Origin of the sequence: Erythrobacter sp. WG, assembly GCF_026586795.1 — a bacterium.
In the GTDB taxonomy this organism is placed as follows: domain Bacteria; phylum Pseudomonadota; class Alphaproteobacteria; order Sphingomonadales; family Sphingomonadaceae; genus Erythrobacter.
Map to the genome: position 1 here is coordinate 133,210 of NZ_JAPFGY010000002.1, position 13,303 is coordinate 146,512.

Below are 13,303 nucleotides of genomic sequence, written 5' to 3' on the forward strand. Positions count from 1 at the left end.
TCGCACAGATGTGCCGCACATGATCGGTTTGGCATCGGGTTAACCGTCTGAAGGGCTTCGGAAACACTGTTCCGAAGTGTCGCGCAGCAGTGTCACTCACGCGCGCCGATGGCGTGTGGCGTCGCGGCTCGATCTACCAATCTCGCATTCGGGTTCCGCACGATCCGCACGCGATCATCGGAAGGACGCATCTGTCGCGGTCTCTGAAGACGTATTCGTCGACGCTCGCCAACCGTCTGGCTGCGCGATGTGCCCTCGAAGCTGCGGCTACTTTCGACCATGCGCGACAAATGCCGCCGACTGCCGTGCTCGGTGAGATCAAGCGCTTCCCTACCGTTGCCGCTTCCCGCAATTCCAGCAGCACCTTCGATGAGCTTCGCGGTCTTTACCCGAGCGATCCGACCTCATCTCGAACCAGCAAGAGCCTCCACGCTTATGTGGATGCGGGCATCGGCAAGCTTCTGAGCGCCGAAGTGAAGGCCGAAACCTGGCGCTGCGAGACGCTTGGCGGCGGGACGGGGTGAGCCTTCGACGGGCAGGCCCTGTGCACAATCAAGGAGGTCGCCGAAGTCCAGCGCGAACAGTGCGGCGCTGCATCCTGAGCGCCGGCTCTGGCTCTGCGCGTGCCGTTGTCCGGACCTCGCGCGGGTGCCCTCAGCCGCGGCCGGCCCGCAGCGCGCCCTTGAAGGCCGCAGCGCTCGCGGCGGGGCGGAACACGAAGCGGCGGTCGAGGCGGTATTTCACCGCATAGCCGATCGCGAGGCCGGCGACGGCGCCGAGTTCGCGGGCAGACGGGGTGCGCCAGATCGACCAGGCGGCGGTCTCGAAACCCCAGAAGATCGCGGTCGTCACGAGACCCATCGCGGTGTAGAGCCCGAACTTGCGGGTGTGGGCGGTGATCCCGGTCTCGCGGTCGGCGAAGATCCAGCGCTTGTCGAGCACGTATTTCAGCACCAGGCCGACGCCGGTCCCGACAAGGATCGCCGCACCCAGCAGCACGCCCTCGCCGATGGCAGGCATGGCCGTGTGCCCCGTCCAGAGCACCAGCCGCTGGGCCGCGAGGTTGGCGGCGGTCGCCGCAGCGGCGAAGGCGGCGTAGCGCAGGGCCAGCGTCGCCGGGCTCACAGCAGCGCCGCCGCCAGCCCCAGCCCGACCACGGCAAGCCCGCACAGAAGGCTCACCCGGTCGCGCACCGCGAAGATGATCGGATCGTCGTGCATCTGCCCGCGATGCGCCTGCATCACCATGCGGCTGATCCAGAACAGCAGGATCGGGCCGACACCCCACAGGAATTTGGGGCTCTGGTAAAGCCGCAGCACGTCATCGGAATTCAGGTAGAGGGCGAATTGCAGCACTGCGGCGTATCCCGCCGCGATGGCCATCATCGTGACGATCGGCAGGTCGGCGGTCTCGTAGGCGCGGCCCGCTGCCTTGTCGCGGCCGGTCGCGAGGCCGTCGACCAGTTCGGCCTGGCGCTTCACGGCGGCGAGCGCGAAGAAGAAGAACAGGGCAAAGCCGATCAGCCATTGCGACAAGGGGATTCCGGTTGCCGCGCTACCGGCTACGACGCGCATGGTGTAGAGCCCGGCGAGCGTGCTGATGTCGATGATGAGGTTGCGTTTCAGCGCCATCGAATAGGCGGTGGTGAGGAGGTAATAGCCCGCCAGCACGGCGATAAACTCCGCCCGGCCCACCAGCAGCGCAAGGCAGGCGCCCAGCGCCAGAAGCCCGGCCGCCAGCAGCGAGCCGTGCAGCACCGCGGCCTCACCCGATGCGAAGGGGCGCAGCCGCTTGCGCGGGTGCGCGCGGTCGGCCTCGAGATCGAGCAGGTCGTTGGTAAGGTAGACGCTCGAGGCGACCATGTTGAAGGCGCAGAAGGCGGCGATGGCCGCGAGCCAGGTGGCGGGCGCGAAGTCATGCGCAGCGAGCACCGGGAGGAAGACGAGGATGTTCTTCAGCCACTGGTGCGGGCGCATCGCCTTCAGGTACGGCGCGAAGCCTTTCCCGGGGCGAGCGATGTGCGAGACCTCGCCGCCGATGCTCGTCACCCGGCGGCGCAGCGACGGGCGCAGGCCGACCGTGATCGCGGCGTGCGCGCGTCTCCAGACCGGCAGGTCCGCAGCGCTGTCGCCGATATAGTCGAAGCCGCCTTCGCCGAAGCGCGCCGTCAGGAAGTCGGCCTTGGCCCGGCCCTTGAGATTGGTGACCCCGTCCGAGCCATAGACCTCGTCGAACAGGCCGAGATGCGCAGCCACGGATTGGGCGATGCGGGTGTCGGCTGCGGTGCACAGCACCGTCAGCCGACCTTGCGCCCGCGCCGCCCGCACCATTTCGAGCACGTCGGTGTCGTAAGGCAGGGTCGCGGCGTCGATCCGGCCCGCCGCGGCGAGCTGCGCCTTCAGATCGGCGCGTCCGCGCGGCATCCGGCTGAGGGCGGCAATGCCGTTCGCGGGCGCCATGGCGAGTGCGCGCCAGACGCTTTCATGCAGCAGGTCGGTGCGCACCAGGGTGTTGTCGAGATCGACGACGAGCACGCGCCGTGCGGTCCCGGGCGCTGCCGTCCCGGCATCGAACGCGCTCAGGGCCGTCATCATGTTCATCGTCTGGTTGGCTCCCTTGCGGCGCGATTGCCGAGGCCTGCCTACGCGATGAGGATTTATTAAGTCGTTAACTATAAGGACGGTTCATCCGACCGGCGCCCCGCGCGCTATCGACCGGAACGACCGAGGCAGGGACGACGCAAGGCTGTGGGCAATCGCGCATGATGATCGAGGGGTGGGGGCGCTTCCCCCGTCAGCTGTGCCGCGTCCATGCCCCGCGCGACGAGGCGGCGCTGCGCATGGCGCTTGCCGAGGGGCCCCGGATCGCGCGCGGTAACGGGCGCGGCTATGGCGACTGCGCGATGCAGCGCAACGCCACCATCGATATGCGGGCCTTCCGGCGGATGCTCGCCTTCGAGGAGGAGAACGGCCAGCTGGTGGTCGAGGCGGGCGTGCTGCTTGCCGACGTGATCGCCACCTTCCTGCCGCGCGGCTGGTTCCCGCCAGTGACGCCGGGCACCAAGTTCGTGACCATTGGCGGCATGGTCGCGGCCGACGTCCACGGCAAGAACCACCACCGCGACGGCACCTTCGGCCGCTTCGTCGACTGGCTCGACCTGATGACCGAGGACGGCACGGTGCTGCGGTGCAGCCCGCAGGAGAATGCGGAGCTGTTCGCCTGGACGATCGGCGGCATGGGCCTCACCGGGATCATCCTGCGCGTCGCCTTCCGCCTGCGTCGGGTGGAGAGCGCTTGGATCCGCCAGACCACGCTGCCCGCGCGCGATCTGGGCGAGGTCATGGCGCTGTTCGAGGCCAACGAGGCCGCCACCTATTCGGTCGCGTGGATCGATTGCCTCACCACCGGGGCGGCGATGGGGCGATCGGCGCTGATGCTGGGCGAGCACGCGACGACGGACGAATTGTCGCGGGTGCGCCGTTCGGCCCCTTTCCACGTGCCGCGCAAGCCGGTGCGCAAGGTGCCCGTCGATCTGCCGCAAGTCGCGCTCAACCGCATGACGGTGCGCGCCTTCAACGCGCTCTACCACCGCAATGCCCGCGCTGGAGCAGGGACGAGCGTGGTCGACTGGGACAGCTATTTCTACCCCCTCGACGCGATCCTCGAATGGAACCGCATCTACGGCGCGCGCGGTTTCATGCAGTTCCAGTGCGTGCTGCCCACCGGCGCCGCAAAGGAGGGGCTGACCGCGCTCCTCCAGGCGATCGCCGCGAGCGGGCAAGGCTCGTTCCTGTCGGTCCTGAAGCGCATGGGCGGCGAGGCGGGAGGGATGTCCTTCCCGCGCGAGGGCTACACCCTGGCGCTCGACTTCCCCTTTTCCGAGCGCAGCGCGAGCCTGATGGACCGGCTCGACGCGATCACGCTCGATCACGGCGGGCGCTTCTACCTCGCCAAGGACGCGCGCATGGCGGCCGCCACGCTGCGCCGTTCCGATCCCCGGGCCGGGGCCTTTGCGGCGATGCGCCGCGAGTGCGCCCTCGGCCTGTTCCGTTCCAGCCAATCCGAAAGGCTCTGCCTATGACCGCCCAGCCCGTGCTCATCATCGGCGCGCGTTCCGATATCGCCATGGCGCTCGCCCGCCGCTACGCCGCCGCGGGGCACGACCTGCAGCTCGCCGCGCGCCGCAGCGAAGGCCTTGCCGCCGATGCCGCCGATCTCGCCCTGCGCCACGGGGTGAAGGCGAGCGTGCACGAACTCGACATCCTCGACGCCGCCAGCTTCGGCCCCTTCCTCGACAGCCTGCCGGTCCTCCCCGCTACAGCGATCTGCGTCGTCGGGGTTCTCGGCGAACAGGCGGTTTCCGAAGCGGACCCGGCGGCGGCCACGCTGGTGATACGCAGCAATTACGAAGGCCCGGCGCTCCTCACCGGCCTGATCGCCAACCGCTTTGCGGAGCGCGGCAGCGGGACGATCATCGGCATCAGCTCGGTCGCGGGCGACCGCGGGCGGGCGAGCAACTATGTCTACGGCTCGGCCAAGGCGGGGTACACCGCTTTCCTGTCCGGCCTGCGCAACCGCCTGTCGAAGCGCGGCGTGCACGTGATGACCGTGCTGCCCGGCTTCGTGCGCACCCGCATGACCGCCGGCATGGACCTGCCCCTGCGCCTCACCGCCGAGCCCGATGCGGTCGCCGAGGGAATCTATCAGGCCGCCGCCAAGCGCCGCGACGTCATCTACGTGAAGCCGATCTGGCGTCTTGTCATGACCGTGATCCGCGCCATTCCCGAACGGATCTTCAAGGGGACGAGCCTTTGAGCCGAACCGGACCATCGGTTGCCGAGGCGATCGGCCGCAGCCGCTTGCTCCTCGCCTGCTATCTCGTGGTGGCGGTGCTGCTCGTGGCGATTTCGGCGGTGCGGTTCCAGTCGCCGGAGCAGTTCGGGCTGGTCAAGGAGCTGACCGATTTCGATGCCTTCCACATCGCCGGGCGGCTGGCGGGCGAGGGCCGGGTTGCCGACGCCTACGATGCCGCCGCGATGCTCAAGGTGCAGGCCGAGGCAAGCCCGATCGCAAGCTTCATGCCCTGGACCTATCCGCCGCCCTTCACCCTGCTGATGGACAGCCTGGCCCGCCTGCCGGTCGGCGCGGCCTATGCCCTGTTCGCACTGGCGAGCTTCGGCTTCTACCTCGCGGTGCTGCGCCGCATCGCCGGGGAATGGCTGCTGCCGGTGCTGATCGCGTTGCTGCCGATCGTCATGCTCAACCTGCGCACCGGACAGAACGGCTTTCTCGTCGCCGGGCTGATCGGCGCCTTCCTGCTGGCGTGGCGCGACCGCAGGGCGGTGGCCGGCCTGCCGCTGGGACTGCTGGTCATCAAGCCGCATCTGGCGGTGGGCGTGGGCCTGCTCGCGCTGTTCGGACGGCGGTGGGACGTGGTCGGGATCGCTGCGGCCGTCGTCCTGGCCGCGGCCGGAGCGGCAACGCTGGCCTACGGTGTCGGGGTCTGGGCCGATTTTCTCGGTGCGGTGCGCGAGGCGGGGGCGTTCCTCGCCGGAGGCTATTACCCCATGTACCGCATGACGTCGGCCTATGCGGCCCTGCTCACCTTCGGCGTGCCTGCGGAGGCGGCGATGATCGGCCACGCCGCCATCGCCCTTGCCGCCGTTCTGGCGCTGGCCTGGGCGGCGCTCGCCCGGCTTGGCTTCGCGGCCCGCGCGGCGCTGATCTGCACGCTGTCCTTGTTCGTCAGCCCCTACAGCTACGACTACGACCTTGCGATCCTCGGCATCGCGCTCGCCTTCGTCCTGCCCGACCTCGCCGCCCGGACGTCGGGCCGCGCGCTGGCCGGGCTCCTGGCGCTGGCGTGGGCGACGGGGGGGTATGGCATGATCGTCAACGCCATGCAGCCGGAGGCGGGTGCGGCCGGGCAGGCCGGCGCGGGGGGCGGGCTCGCTCTGGCTGGACTGCTGCTCGTCACCCTGTGCGTCGCGACCGGCTGGCTGCTGCACCGTCCCCGCGCGGGCGCAAGCGATGCGCTTGCCCCGCAGGGCGCCTGATCCCTAGCGCGCCGCCTCGGCGCGTTCTTTCGCGAACATGAAGGGCGCCTCGCTGAGCCGCTCGCGCCGCTCCGCCGCGAGCGGGGCCGCATGGCCCGCGCCGTGCTCCGCGGCGAACCAGGCGAAGGTCTTGCGCAGGCCGGTGACCAGCGACGTCGTCGGCTCCCAGCCGAGCACCGCGCGCGCCGTGCTGATGTCCGGGCGGCGGCGGGTGGATCCCCCTGAGCAGATGACCGACGACGAGGCTTTCGCCGCGCTCGAAGCCTTCATTGCGGCCGGCTGATGCCCGCACCCGCCGGCCTCAGCGGCACACTGCGCGAGAACATCGTCGCCCTCTCCGAGCGCGAGGGCGAGGAGAATGCGCGCGCGCCGTGGTCCGAGCGGTTGGCGCGGCACATCACCGCCTTTACCGGCTCGATGGTCTTCGTCTGGGTCCACGTGGCGATTGTCGTCGTGTGGATCGCCGTCAACCTCGGCTGGCTGCCCGGCCCGCGCTTTGACCCGAGCTTCGTAATCCTCGCAAGCGCGGCCTCGCTCGAGGCGATCTTCCTGTCGACCTTCGTGCTCATCAGCCACAACCGGATGGCCGCGCTCGCCGACCGGCGGGCAGACCTCGACCTCCACATCTCGCTCCTCACCGAGCACGAGCTGACTCGCCTCGCCGAACTGCTGCACCGCCTCGCCGAGCGCCTCGGGGTGCCGGTCGACAGCGCGGAGCTCGCCGAGATCGAGCAGGACGTGGTCGCGGGCGAGGTGCTCGACGAGATCGATCAACACGAGACAAGGGGTTCGTGATGACCATGCAGGCGGCGGTGCTGGCGGCACCGGGCGAGATGCGGATCGAGGAGGTCGCGCGGCCCGCGCCCGCGAGGGCGAGGTCCGGGTGCGGATCGAGGCGGTCGGCCCGGGCGTGACCGGGCTTGCCGAGGGCGACCTGGTGGCGGCGCTCGGCTACCGGTCTTACGCCGAGGCCGATGTCGTGCCGGCGGCGATGGTCGTGACGCTACCCCCCGAACTGGAGGGCCAGCCCTTCCCCGGCGAGGCGCTGGGCTGCGCCTTCAACATCTTCCGCCGCAGCGAGATTCCGGCGGGCCAGCATGTCGCGATCATCGGCATCGGCTTTCTCGGCGCGGTGCTCACCCGGCTGGCGAGCGAGGCGGGGGCGACGGTCATCGCCATCTCGCGTCGCCAGGAGAGCCTCGAGCTCGCCCGGAACTACGGCGCGGCCGAGACCATCGTCATGGACGATCACTGGCGGATCATCGAGGACGTAAAGGCCGTCACCGGCGAGACCCTGTGCGAGCGGGTGATCGAATGCGTCGGCAAGCAATGGCCGCTCGACCTCGCGGGCGAGCTGGTCGGCTTTGGCGGACGGCTGGTGATCGCGGGCTACCACCAGGACGGGCCGCGGCAGGTGAACATGCAGGGCTGGAACTGGAAGGGCATCGACGTCGTCAACGCTCATGAACGCGACTCCGAGCGCGCTCCATGCCGAGCAGGCCATCGCGGCGCTCGAACGGGGCCTTGCGGTGTTCTGCCAGAAGCCTTTGGGGCGAAGCAGCGCGGAGGTGCGCGCCGTGATCGCCGCCGCCGAGGCTGCCCACCGGCTGCTGGCGGTCGACTTCTCCTACCGCCATACCGCCATACCGCCGCCACGGCGCTGGCCGAACTGGTTCGCAGCGGCGCGCTCGGAGAGATTTTTGTCGCCGATCTCGTGTTTCACAACGCCTACGGGGCGGACAAGCCGTGGTTCTACGCCAAGGCCCAGTCAGGCGGGGGGGGCTGATGGACCTCGGCATCCACCTTGCCGACCTGATCCTGTGGCTCACCGGCTTCCCGAAGGTGAAAGGCGTCAATGCGCAGATGTTCGGCGGCGGCAGGCCGCTCGGGACCAAGACTGACGAAGTGGAAGACTACGCCGTCGCCACCTTCGATCTCGCCGGCGGCGCGGCGGTGCGGCTCGCCTGTTCGTGGCGCCTCAACGCGGGGCAGGACGCGGTGATCGAGGCGAGCCCTTACGGCACAAGAGGCGGTGCTTCCTTGCGCAACGTCGGCGGGAGCTTCTACGATCTCGAACTCGTTCATCTCACCGGCATCGCGTGCGAGCGGCTTGTTGCCCCGCCCGACGACTGGGGCGGACGCGCCGCCGCCGCTTGGGCCAGGCGTATCGCCGAAAATGCGCGCTTCGACCCAGAGGCGCGGCGGATCCTCGATGCCTCCGCGCTTATCGACCGGATCTATGCCGCCGCCGGAGCGGGTTGATCGGCCCAGCGTCGGGGCGGCGCAAAGCTTCGCCTTGCGAGCCCTGCAAACTTCGTCCAAAGGGCGTGCCGGTGCCCGCCGCCGATGAAAGCGGCGAGCTTTCGGCTCCTGTCACCGGCTGCGCGCCCGGGACGCAGGGCCTCCAACGCTTCATTAACCATGTTCGGCTAGGGTCTGCGGACCGGATCGGGAGGGGTGGCAACGTGCAGGTTCCGCAAGCAGCACCGGGCTCCTGCGCGCTGTCGATCGTCGTTCCCGTTTACAACGAGGAGGACGGCCTTGACGCGATGGTCGCCCGCGTGACCGCAGCGGCACGCGGCTGCTTCGGGGCGGACTATGAGCTGATCCTCGTCAACGACGGTTCGAAAGACACCAGCTGGGCGCGGATCTGCGCCCATGCCGAGCGCGATCCGCACATCGTCGCGATCGATCTGGCGCGCAATCACGGCCACCAGCTGGCCCTCACCGCAGGGCTGCACCACGTGCGCGGCGCGATCGTGTTCGTCCTCGACGCCGATCTCCAGGACCCGCCCGAACTGCTGGCGCCGATGCTCGCTAAGCTGCGAGAGGGTCATGACGTCGTCTATGGCCAGCGGATCAAGCGCCATGGCGAGACCGCCTTCAAGCGCGGCACGGCAGCGCTGTTCTACCGGATGCTCGACAAGCTGGTCGACACCCACATCCCGCCCGACACCGGCGATTTCCGGCTGATGACCCGCCGCGTGGTCGATCAGCTCAACGCCATGCCCGAACGCTACCGCTTCATTCGCGGGCTCGTCAGCTATGTCGGCTTCAGCCAGGTGCCCTTCCCCTACGAGCGCGACGCGCGCTTTGCCGGTGAGACCAAATACCCGCTGCGCAAGATGGTGGCGCTGGCAATCGACGCCGTGACCAGCTTTTCGACGGTGCCGCTGCGTTTCGCCTCGCACCTTGGAATGCTGTTCGGCCTGGCCGGCCTCCTCTCGCTGGCGGGGATCGTGTGGGTGTGGCTCGCCGGCGGCACGGTGCAAGGCTGGGCGAGCCTCGCCGCGCTGATCCTCATCATGGGCAGCGTGCAGCTGCTGGTGCTCGGCGTGTTCGGCGAATATCTCGGCCGGATGTACATGGAATCCAAGCACCGCCCCTTGTTCCAGGTCGCCGAAGTGCGCCGCCACCCGGTTGCGGTCACCGCCGCTGCGGCGGGTGAAGCGGTGCAGCCCGTTCCCGCATCCAGCGAAGAGGCGATCCGTGTCGCAGGCTGAATTTGACGCCTATGTCGACGAATACGAGGCACAGCACGCCGCCTCGGTGCGACTGAGCGGCGAGGACCCGGACTTCTTCGCCGCCTACAAGGCCGAGGAAGCCGCCCGCGCCCTTGCCGCAGCAGGCGTCGCGCCCCGGCGGATCATGGATTTCGGCGCCGGTCGCGGGAACTGTATCGCCCACCTCCAGACCGCGTTCCCCGAGGCGGCGCTCACCGCGCTCGACGTTTCGGCCCGCTCGCTGACCCATTGCGAAGCGCGTGCGATCCGCCCGATCGAGACCGTCTGTTATGACGGCCGGACGCTGCCGTTTGCCGATGGCAGCTTCGACCTCGTGTTCACGGCCTGCGTCTTCCACCACATCCCGGCTGAAGACCATATCCGCCTGCTCGCCGAAATCAGGCGCACGCTGACGCCCGAGGGGCGCTTCGTGCTGTTCGAGCACAATCCCTGGAACCCGCTCACCCGGCACGCGGTGGCGACCTGCCCCTTCGATGCCAACGCGGTGCTGATCAGCGCGCCCGAAATGCGCCGGCGCTTCCGGGCGGCAGGCTTCGCCGATGTCGACCTCAAGTGGACGCTGTTCTTCCCGGCGGCGCTCGCACCGCTGCGCCCGCTCGAGCGGGGGCTCGGTTGGCTGCCGCTGGGCGCGCAATATCGCCTCCTCGCCCGCTGAGCCGATGATCGGCCGGCTGGCCCGCTTCCTTCTGACCGGGCTCGCCAACTCGGCGGTGGGCTGGGCGGTGATCTTCGTCGGCCTGTGGGCAGGCCTCGGCGACCTCGCTGCCAACGCTGCGGGCTTCGGGGTCGGATTGGTGCTCTCCTTCACGCTCAATCGGCGCTTCACCTTCGGCGTGACCGGCGCTGTGAGGGCGCCGGAGGTCGCACGCTTCCTCGCTGCCTTCGCCGTCGCCTACGGCGCAAACCTCGCGGTGCTCTTCGCCGCGCGCGACGTGCTCGGGCCGGGCAATCCCCTCGCGCAGCTTCCCGCGATCGCCGCCTATGTCGCGATCTTCTTCGTCCTTTCGCAGTTCGTCGTCTTCCGTCCGGCTGGCCGTGACTGAGACCGGCAGCGGCAGGCTCTGAAGTTCGCGGTTTACATCGCGCGTCCGGGCGGCGAACAGGGGCGACGCGAGGCTTGGCCGCAGCGCTTCGCAACCGCTGCCGCCTTTTCGCCTCCCGTTCCTCTCTCGCAACCTTGATCCGAATTCAGCTCCAGCCCATGAACCTTGCACAGACCCTCGATCTGCAACCGGGCGTGCGCCCGCGTCCCTTGTCAGGCTGGCGCGGCGAGTGGCCGCTCATCACGTTGATCTGCGTCGTATCCCTGATCCCGCTGCTGGTGGTGAGCTTCCCGCCGCTCACCGATCTTTACGGTCATCTCGGTCGCTACGCGGTGCAGACCGAACTCGCGCAGCGACCCGAGCTCCAGCGCTTTTATTCCTACGATTGGGCGCTGATCGGCAATCTCGGCGGCGACATCCTGGTCGAGGTCCTCCACCCGATGCTCGGGCTCGAGCGATCGGTCCACGCCGCCGTCATCCTCGCGCAGCTGCTCGGCGTGCTCGGCCTGCTGTTGCTCGCGCGCGAGGTGCATGGGCGCATCACGCCCTTCGCCGTCGCGGCGATCACGCTCCTCTACGGCTACCCGTTCAACTACGGCTTTCTCAATTACGTGCTCAGCATGGCGCTGGCGCTGCTCGCCCATGTGGCGTGGCTGCGCCTGCACCGGCAGGGACGCGACACGGCCGCTCGCCTGTGGCTGGGCGGTGCCGGCGCGATGATCTGGGTGTGCCACACCTATGGCTGGGCCTTCCTTGGCCTGCTCACCGGTTCCGCGATGCTGGCCGAGATGTTCGCCGCGCGCGAGAAGCCGGTGCGGGCGGTGGTCCGCATCCTCGGCGTCTGCTGGCCGCTGCTTTTGCCGATCGTGCCGATGGTGGTGTGGCGCGCGGAGAGTTCGGGTGCGGCGATGTCGGGCTGGGACCTGCTGTTCAAGTACATTTTCCTGCTCTCGCCGCTCAGGACCAAGTGGCAGTTGATCGACGTCGGTTCGGCGGCCGTGGTGGCGGCGCTGCTCGTCTGGGCGCTGTTCAGCCGGACGGTGCGCTATGACCGCGGCCTGGGGATTGCCGCAGTCCTGTGCGTGCTGTTCTTTTTCGCCCTGCCCGTGAAGGTGTTCGGCTCGGCCTTTGCCGATATGCGGCTGCTTCCCTATGGATTGGCGATCGGGCTGGTGGCCATCGCGCCGGTGCGCAAGGGCTCGCGCGTCCTGATCGCGGCGGGCGCCGCCGCTCTCGCCTTGTTCGCCGGGCGCCTGGCGGTGACGAGCCTCGCCTATGTCGAGCAGGACCGCCTCGTCCAGGCAGCGCTTCCGGCGATCGACAATCTGCCGGTCGGCGCGCGGGTCGCCTTCTTCTCGGTCAAGCCCTGCCACGTGGCCTGGGCGCTGCCGCCGCTCGATCACCTCGCGGGCGCGGCGATGGCGCGGCGCGGGGCCTTCGTGAACGACCAGTGGCAGCAGCCCGGTCTCAATCCGCTCAAGGTCCACTACCCGGCCGCTGCGCCCTTCACCAGCGACCCCTCGCATCTCGTGCAGGGCGACCAGTGCCCGCCGGGCGGTCGGCCGCGGCTCTCCGCAACGCTTGCCCAGCTGCCGCGCGCGGCCTTCACCCACGTGTGGCTGGTCGGCTACATCGCGCCCGGCTTCGTTGCGCCGGAGGGCTTCGTGCCGGTCCCGCGCAGCGGCAGCGGCAGGCTCTACCGCATCGAGCCGGTGCGCTGAGGCCGCGTGCTGCCGCAAAACTCGCGCTTTTCCGCCGGTTCCGCCCGCGCTAGGAAAACGGCATGACGTCGCCGAACCCTGCCTCCCGCCGCGTGTTTCTCGCCGGGGCGAGCGGCACGATCGGATCGGCGGTGCTGCGTCGCCTTGAGGCCGAGGGGCACGCGGTGACCGCGCCGGGGCGGGCTGTGCTGACGGACCGCGGGGCGCTCGCGCGGTCGATGGGCGAGGCGGAACCGGAGGTCGTCATCTCCTGCATCGCCTCCCGCTCGGGCTCACCGAAGGATGCGCAAGCGGTTGATTTCAGAGCCAATATCGCCTTGCTAGAGGCGGCGCAGGCAGCGGGCGCCCGGCACTTCATCCTGTTGTCGGCGATCTGCGTGCAGAAGCCGCTGCTTGCGTTCCAGCACGCCAAGCTGAGGTTCGAGGCACAGCTTGCCGCGAGCGGCATGGGTTACACCGTCGTGCGCCCGACGGCCTTCTTCAAGTCCTTGTCCGGACAGGTGAAAAGAGTGAAGGCGGGCAAGCCTTTCCTGATCTTCGGCGACGGCGAGTTGACCCGCTGCAAGCCCATCAGCGACGATGATCTCGCGCGCTTCATCTGCCAGTGCATCGACAACCCGCAAGCGCTCGGCAAGGTGCTCCCCATCGGCGGGCCCGGCCCTGCCATCTCTCTGAAAGAACAGGGAGAATTGCTCTTTCAGGTGGCCGGCAAGGAGCCCCGCTTCAAGTCCGTCTCGCCGCGGATCTTCACCGCCGCCGAGCGCATCCTCGCCCTCGGCGCGCCGTTCTCCGACTGGTTCGCCGAGAAGGCCGAATACGCCCGGATCGCCCGCTACTATGCCACCGAATCGATGCTGGTGCTCGATCCCGAAACCGGCACCTACCGCGCCGATCTGACCCCGGAATTCGGCGCGGAGACGCTCAGATCGCATTACGAGCGGCTGTTGGCGGGGGTTTAG

15 protein-coding genes and 1 pseudogene are annotated in these 13,303 nt (G+C 69.0%); 13 read left to right on the forward strand and 3 right to left on the reverse strand.

The genetic code is table 11. The annotated features are described in order from the left end of the window. Window positions 1-89 precede the first annotated feature (89 nt). Window positions 90-524 carry a DUF6538 domain-containing protein gene (locus OPU67_RS01795; RefSeq protein ID WP_267617097.1) on the forward strand — a complete coding sequence of 145 codons (435 nt, stop codon included), beginning with the start codon at window positions 90-92 and terminating at the stop codon, window positions 522-524. A 130-nt stretch (window positions 525-654) separates the two neighbouring features. Here the strand turns inward: OPU67_RS01795 and OPU67_RS01800 are convergent, their stop codons facing one another. Both OPU67_RS01800 and OPU67_RS01805 read right to left on the reverse strand, forming a co-directional pair. Continuing rightward, the gene (locus OPU67_RS01800) at window positions 655-1,125 is read right to left on the reverse strand and encodes a GtrA family protein (RefSeq protein WP_267617099.1); all 471 of its coding nucleotides are present in this window, start codon (window positions 1,123-1,125) and stop codon (window positions 655-657) included. Next, window positions 1,122-2,600 carry a UbiA family prenyltransferase gene (locus tag OPU67_RS01805; RefSeq protein WP_267617100.1) on the reverse strand — a complete coding sequence of 493 codons (1,479 nt, stop codon included), beginning with the start codon at window positions 2,598-2,600 and terminating at the stop codon, window positions 1,122-1,124. Before OPU67_RS01805 ends, OPU67_RS01800 begins: the two co-directional genes overlap by 4 nt. 161 nt (window positions 2,601-2,761) lie before the next feature. Between OPU67_RS01805 and OPU67_RS01810 the strand changes: the two genes are divergently transcribed. The 3 genes from OPU67_RS01810 to OPU67_RS01820 are packed head-to-tail and all read left to right on the forward strand — an operon-like array spanning window position 2,762 to window position 6,056. Further along, window positions 2,762-4,081, forward strand: a complete 1,320-nt coding sequence (locus tag OPU67_RS01810; protein WP_267617101.1) for an FAD-binding oxidoreductase — start codon at window positions 2,762-2,764, stop codon at window positions 4,079-4,081. Beyond that, window positions 4,078-4,815 (forward strand): SDR family oxidoreductase, encoded by a 738-nt coding sequence (locus tag OPU67_RS01815; protein WP_267617102.1) that lies wholly within the window; start codon window positions 4,078-4,080, stop codon window positions 4,813-4,815. The genes OPU67_RS01810 and OPU67_RS01815 overlap by 4 nt, the downstream gene beginning before the upstream one ends. Further along, window positions 4,812-6,056, forward strand: coding sequence for a glycosyltransferase family 87 protein (locus OPU67_RS01820; RefSeq protein WP_267617104.1), 1,245 nt, complete (start codon window positions 4,812-4,814; stop codon window positions 6,054-6,056). Before OPU67_RS01815 ends, OPU67_RS01820 begins: the two co-directional genes overlap by 4 nt. Before the next feature lie 3 nt (window positions 6,057-6,059). Here OPU67_RS01820 and OPU67_RS01825 read toward each other — a convergent pair whose 3' ends face one another. Beyond that, the gene (locus tag OPU67_RS01825) at window positions 6,060-6,326 is read right to left on the reverse strand and encodes a hypothetical protein (protein WP_267617105.1); all 267 of its coding nucleotides are present in this window, start codon (window positions 6,324-6,326) and stop codon (window positions 6,060-6,062) included. Window positions 6,327-6,338: 12 nt separating this feature from the next. Between OPU67_RS01825 and OPU67_RS01830 the strand changes: the two genes are divergently transcribed. The 9 genes and pseudogenes from OPU67_RS01830 to OPU67_RS01870 all read left to right on the forward strand — a co-directional run bounded on the left by OPU67_RS01830 (window position 6,339) and on the right by OPU67_RS01870 (window position 13,303). Continuing rightward, window positions 6,339-6,851 (forward strand): DUF1003 domain-containing protein, encoded by a 513-nt coding sequence (locus OPU67_RS01830; protein WP_267617106.1) that lies wholly within the window; start codon window positions 6,339-6,341, stop codon window positions 6,849-6,851. 196 nt (window positions 6,852-7,047) lie between these two features. Continuing rightward, window positions 7,048-7,455, forward strand: a pseudogene (locus OPU67_RS01835) (zinc-binding dehydrogenase); the annotation flags it as partial. Window positions 7,456-7,519: 64 nt separating this feature from the next. Beyond that, window positions 7,520-7,957, forward strand: a complete 438-nt coding sequence (locus OPU67_RS01840) for a Gfo/Idh/MocA family oxidoreductase (RefSeq protein ID WP_267617162.1) — start codon at window positions 7,520-7,522, stop codon at window positions 7,955-7,957. Beyond that, window positions 7,842-8,318, forward strand: coding sequence for a hypothetical protein (locus OPU67_RS01845; RefSeq protein WP_267617107.1), 477 nt, complete (start codon window positions 7,842-7,844; stop codon window positions 8,316-8,318). Before OPU67_RS01840 ends, OPU67_RS01845 begins: the two co-directional genes overlap by 116 nt. 203 nt (window positions 8,319-8,521) lie before the next feature. Next, window positions 8,522-9,559: a glycosyltransferase family 2 protein gene (locus OPU67_RS01850; RefSeq protein ID WP_267617108.1), complete on the forward strand. Its 1,038-nt coding sequence runs from the start codon at window positions 8,522-8,524 to the stop codon at window positions 9,557-9,559. Then, complete coding sequence (locus OPU67_RS01855) at window positions 9,546-10,235, forward strand: class I SAM-dependent methyltransferase (protein ID WP_267617110.1); 690 nt, start codon at window positions 9,546-9,548, stop codon at window positions 10,233-10,235. The genes OPU67_RS01850 and OPU67_RS01855 overlap by 14 nt, the downstream gene beginning before the upstream one ends. 4 nt (window positions 10,236-10,239) lie before the next feature. Then, on the forward strand, window positions 10,240-10,623 hold the full coding sequence (locus OPU67_RS01860) for a GtrA family protein (protein WP_267617112.1): 384 nt from the start codon (window positions 10,240-10,242) through the stop codon (window positions 10,621-10,623). Window positions 10,624-10,781: 158 nt separating this feature from the next. Next, entirely contained in the window at window positions 10,782-12,344 is a 1,563-nt protein-coding gene (locus tag OPU67_RS01865; RefSeq protein ID WP_267617114.1) for a hypothetical protein, read from the forward strand. 62 nt (window positions 12,345-12,406) lie between these two features. Then, window positions 12,407-13,303 carry an NAD(P)H-binding protein gene (locus OPU67_RS01870; RefSeq protein WP_267617115.1) on the forward strand — a complete coding sequence of 299 codons (897 nt, stop codon included), beginning with the start codon at window positions 12,407-12,409 and terminating at the stop codon, window positions 13,301-13,303.

Bases quoted from the DNA above. Each gene is read 5' to 3' on its own strand.
- OPU67_RS01845 (WP_267617107.1), top strand. From the start codon at position 7,842: ATGGACCTCGGCATCCACCTTGCCGACCTGATCCTGTGGCTCACCGGC.
- OPU67_RS01805 (WP_267617100.1), bottom strand. From the start codon at position 2,600: ATGAACATGATGACGGCCCTGAGCGCGTTCGATGCCGGGACGGCAGCG.
- OPU67_RS01810 (WP_267617101.1), top strand. From the start codon at position 2,762: ATGATGATCGAGGGGTGGGGGCGCTTCCCCCGTCAGCTGTGCCGCGTC.
- OPU67_RS01860 (WP_267617112.1), top strand. From the start codon at position 10,240: ATGATCGGCCGGCTGGCCCGCTTCCTTCTGACCGGGCTCGCCAACTCG.
- OPU67_RS01865 (WP_267617114.1), top strand. From the start codon at position 10,782: ATGAACCTTGCACAGACCCTCGATCTGCAACCGGGCGTGCGCCCGCGT.
- OPU67_RS01830 (WP_267617106.1), top strand. From the start codon at position 6,339: ATGCCCGCACCCGCCGGCCTCAGCGGCACACTGCGCGAGAACATCGTC.
- OPU67_RS01825 (WP_267617105.1), bottom strand. From the start codon at position 6,326: ATGAAGGCTTCGAGCGCGGCGAAAGCCTCGTCGTCGGTCATCTGCTCA.
- OPU67_RS01815 (WP_267617102.1), top strand. From the start codon at position 4,078: ATGACCGCCCAGCCCGTGCTCATCATCGGCGCGCGTTCCGATATCGCC.
- OPU67_RS01870 (WP_267617115.1), top strand. From the start codon at position 12,407: ATGACGTCGCCGAACCCTGCCTCCCGCCGCGTGTTTCTCGCCGGGGCG.
- OPU67_RS01840 (WP_267617162.1), top strand. From the start codon at position 7,520: ATGAACGCGACTCCGAGCGCGCTCCATGCCGAGCAGGCCATCGCGGCG.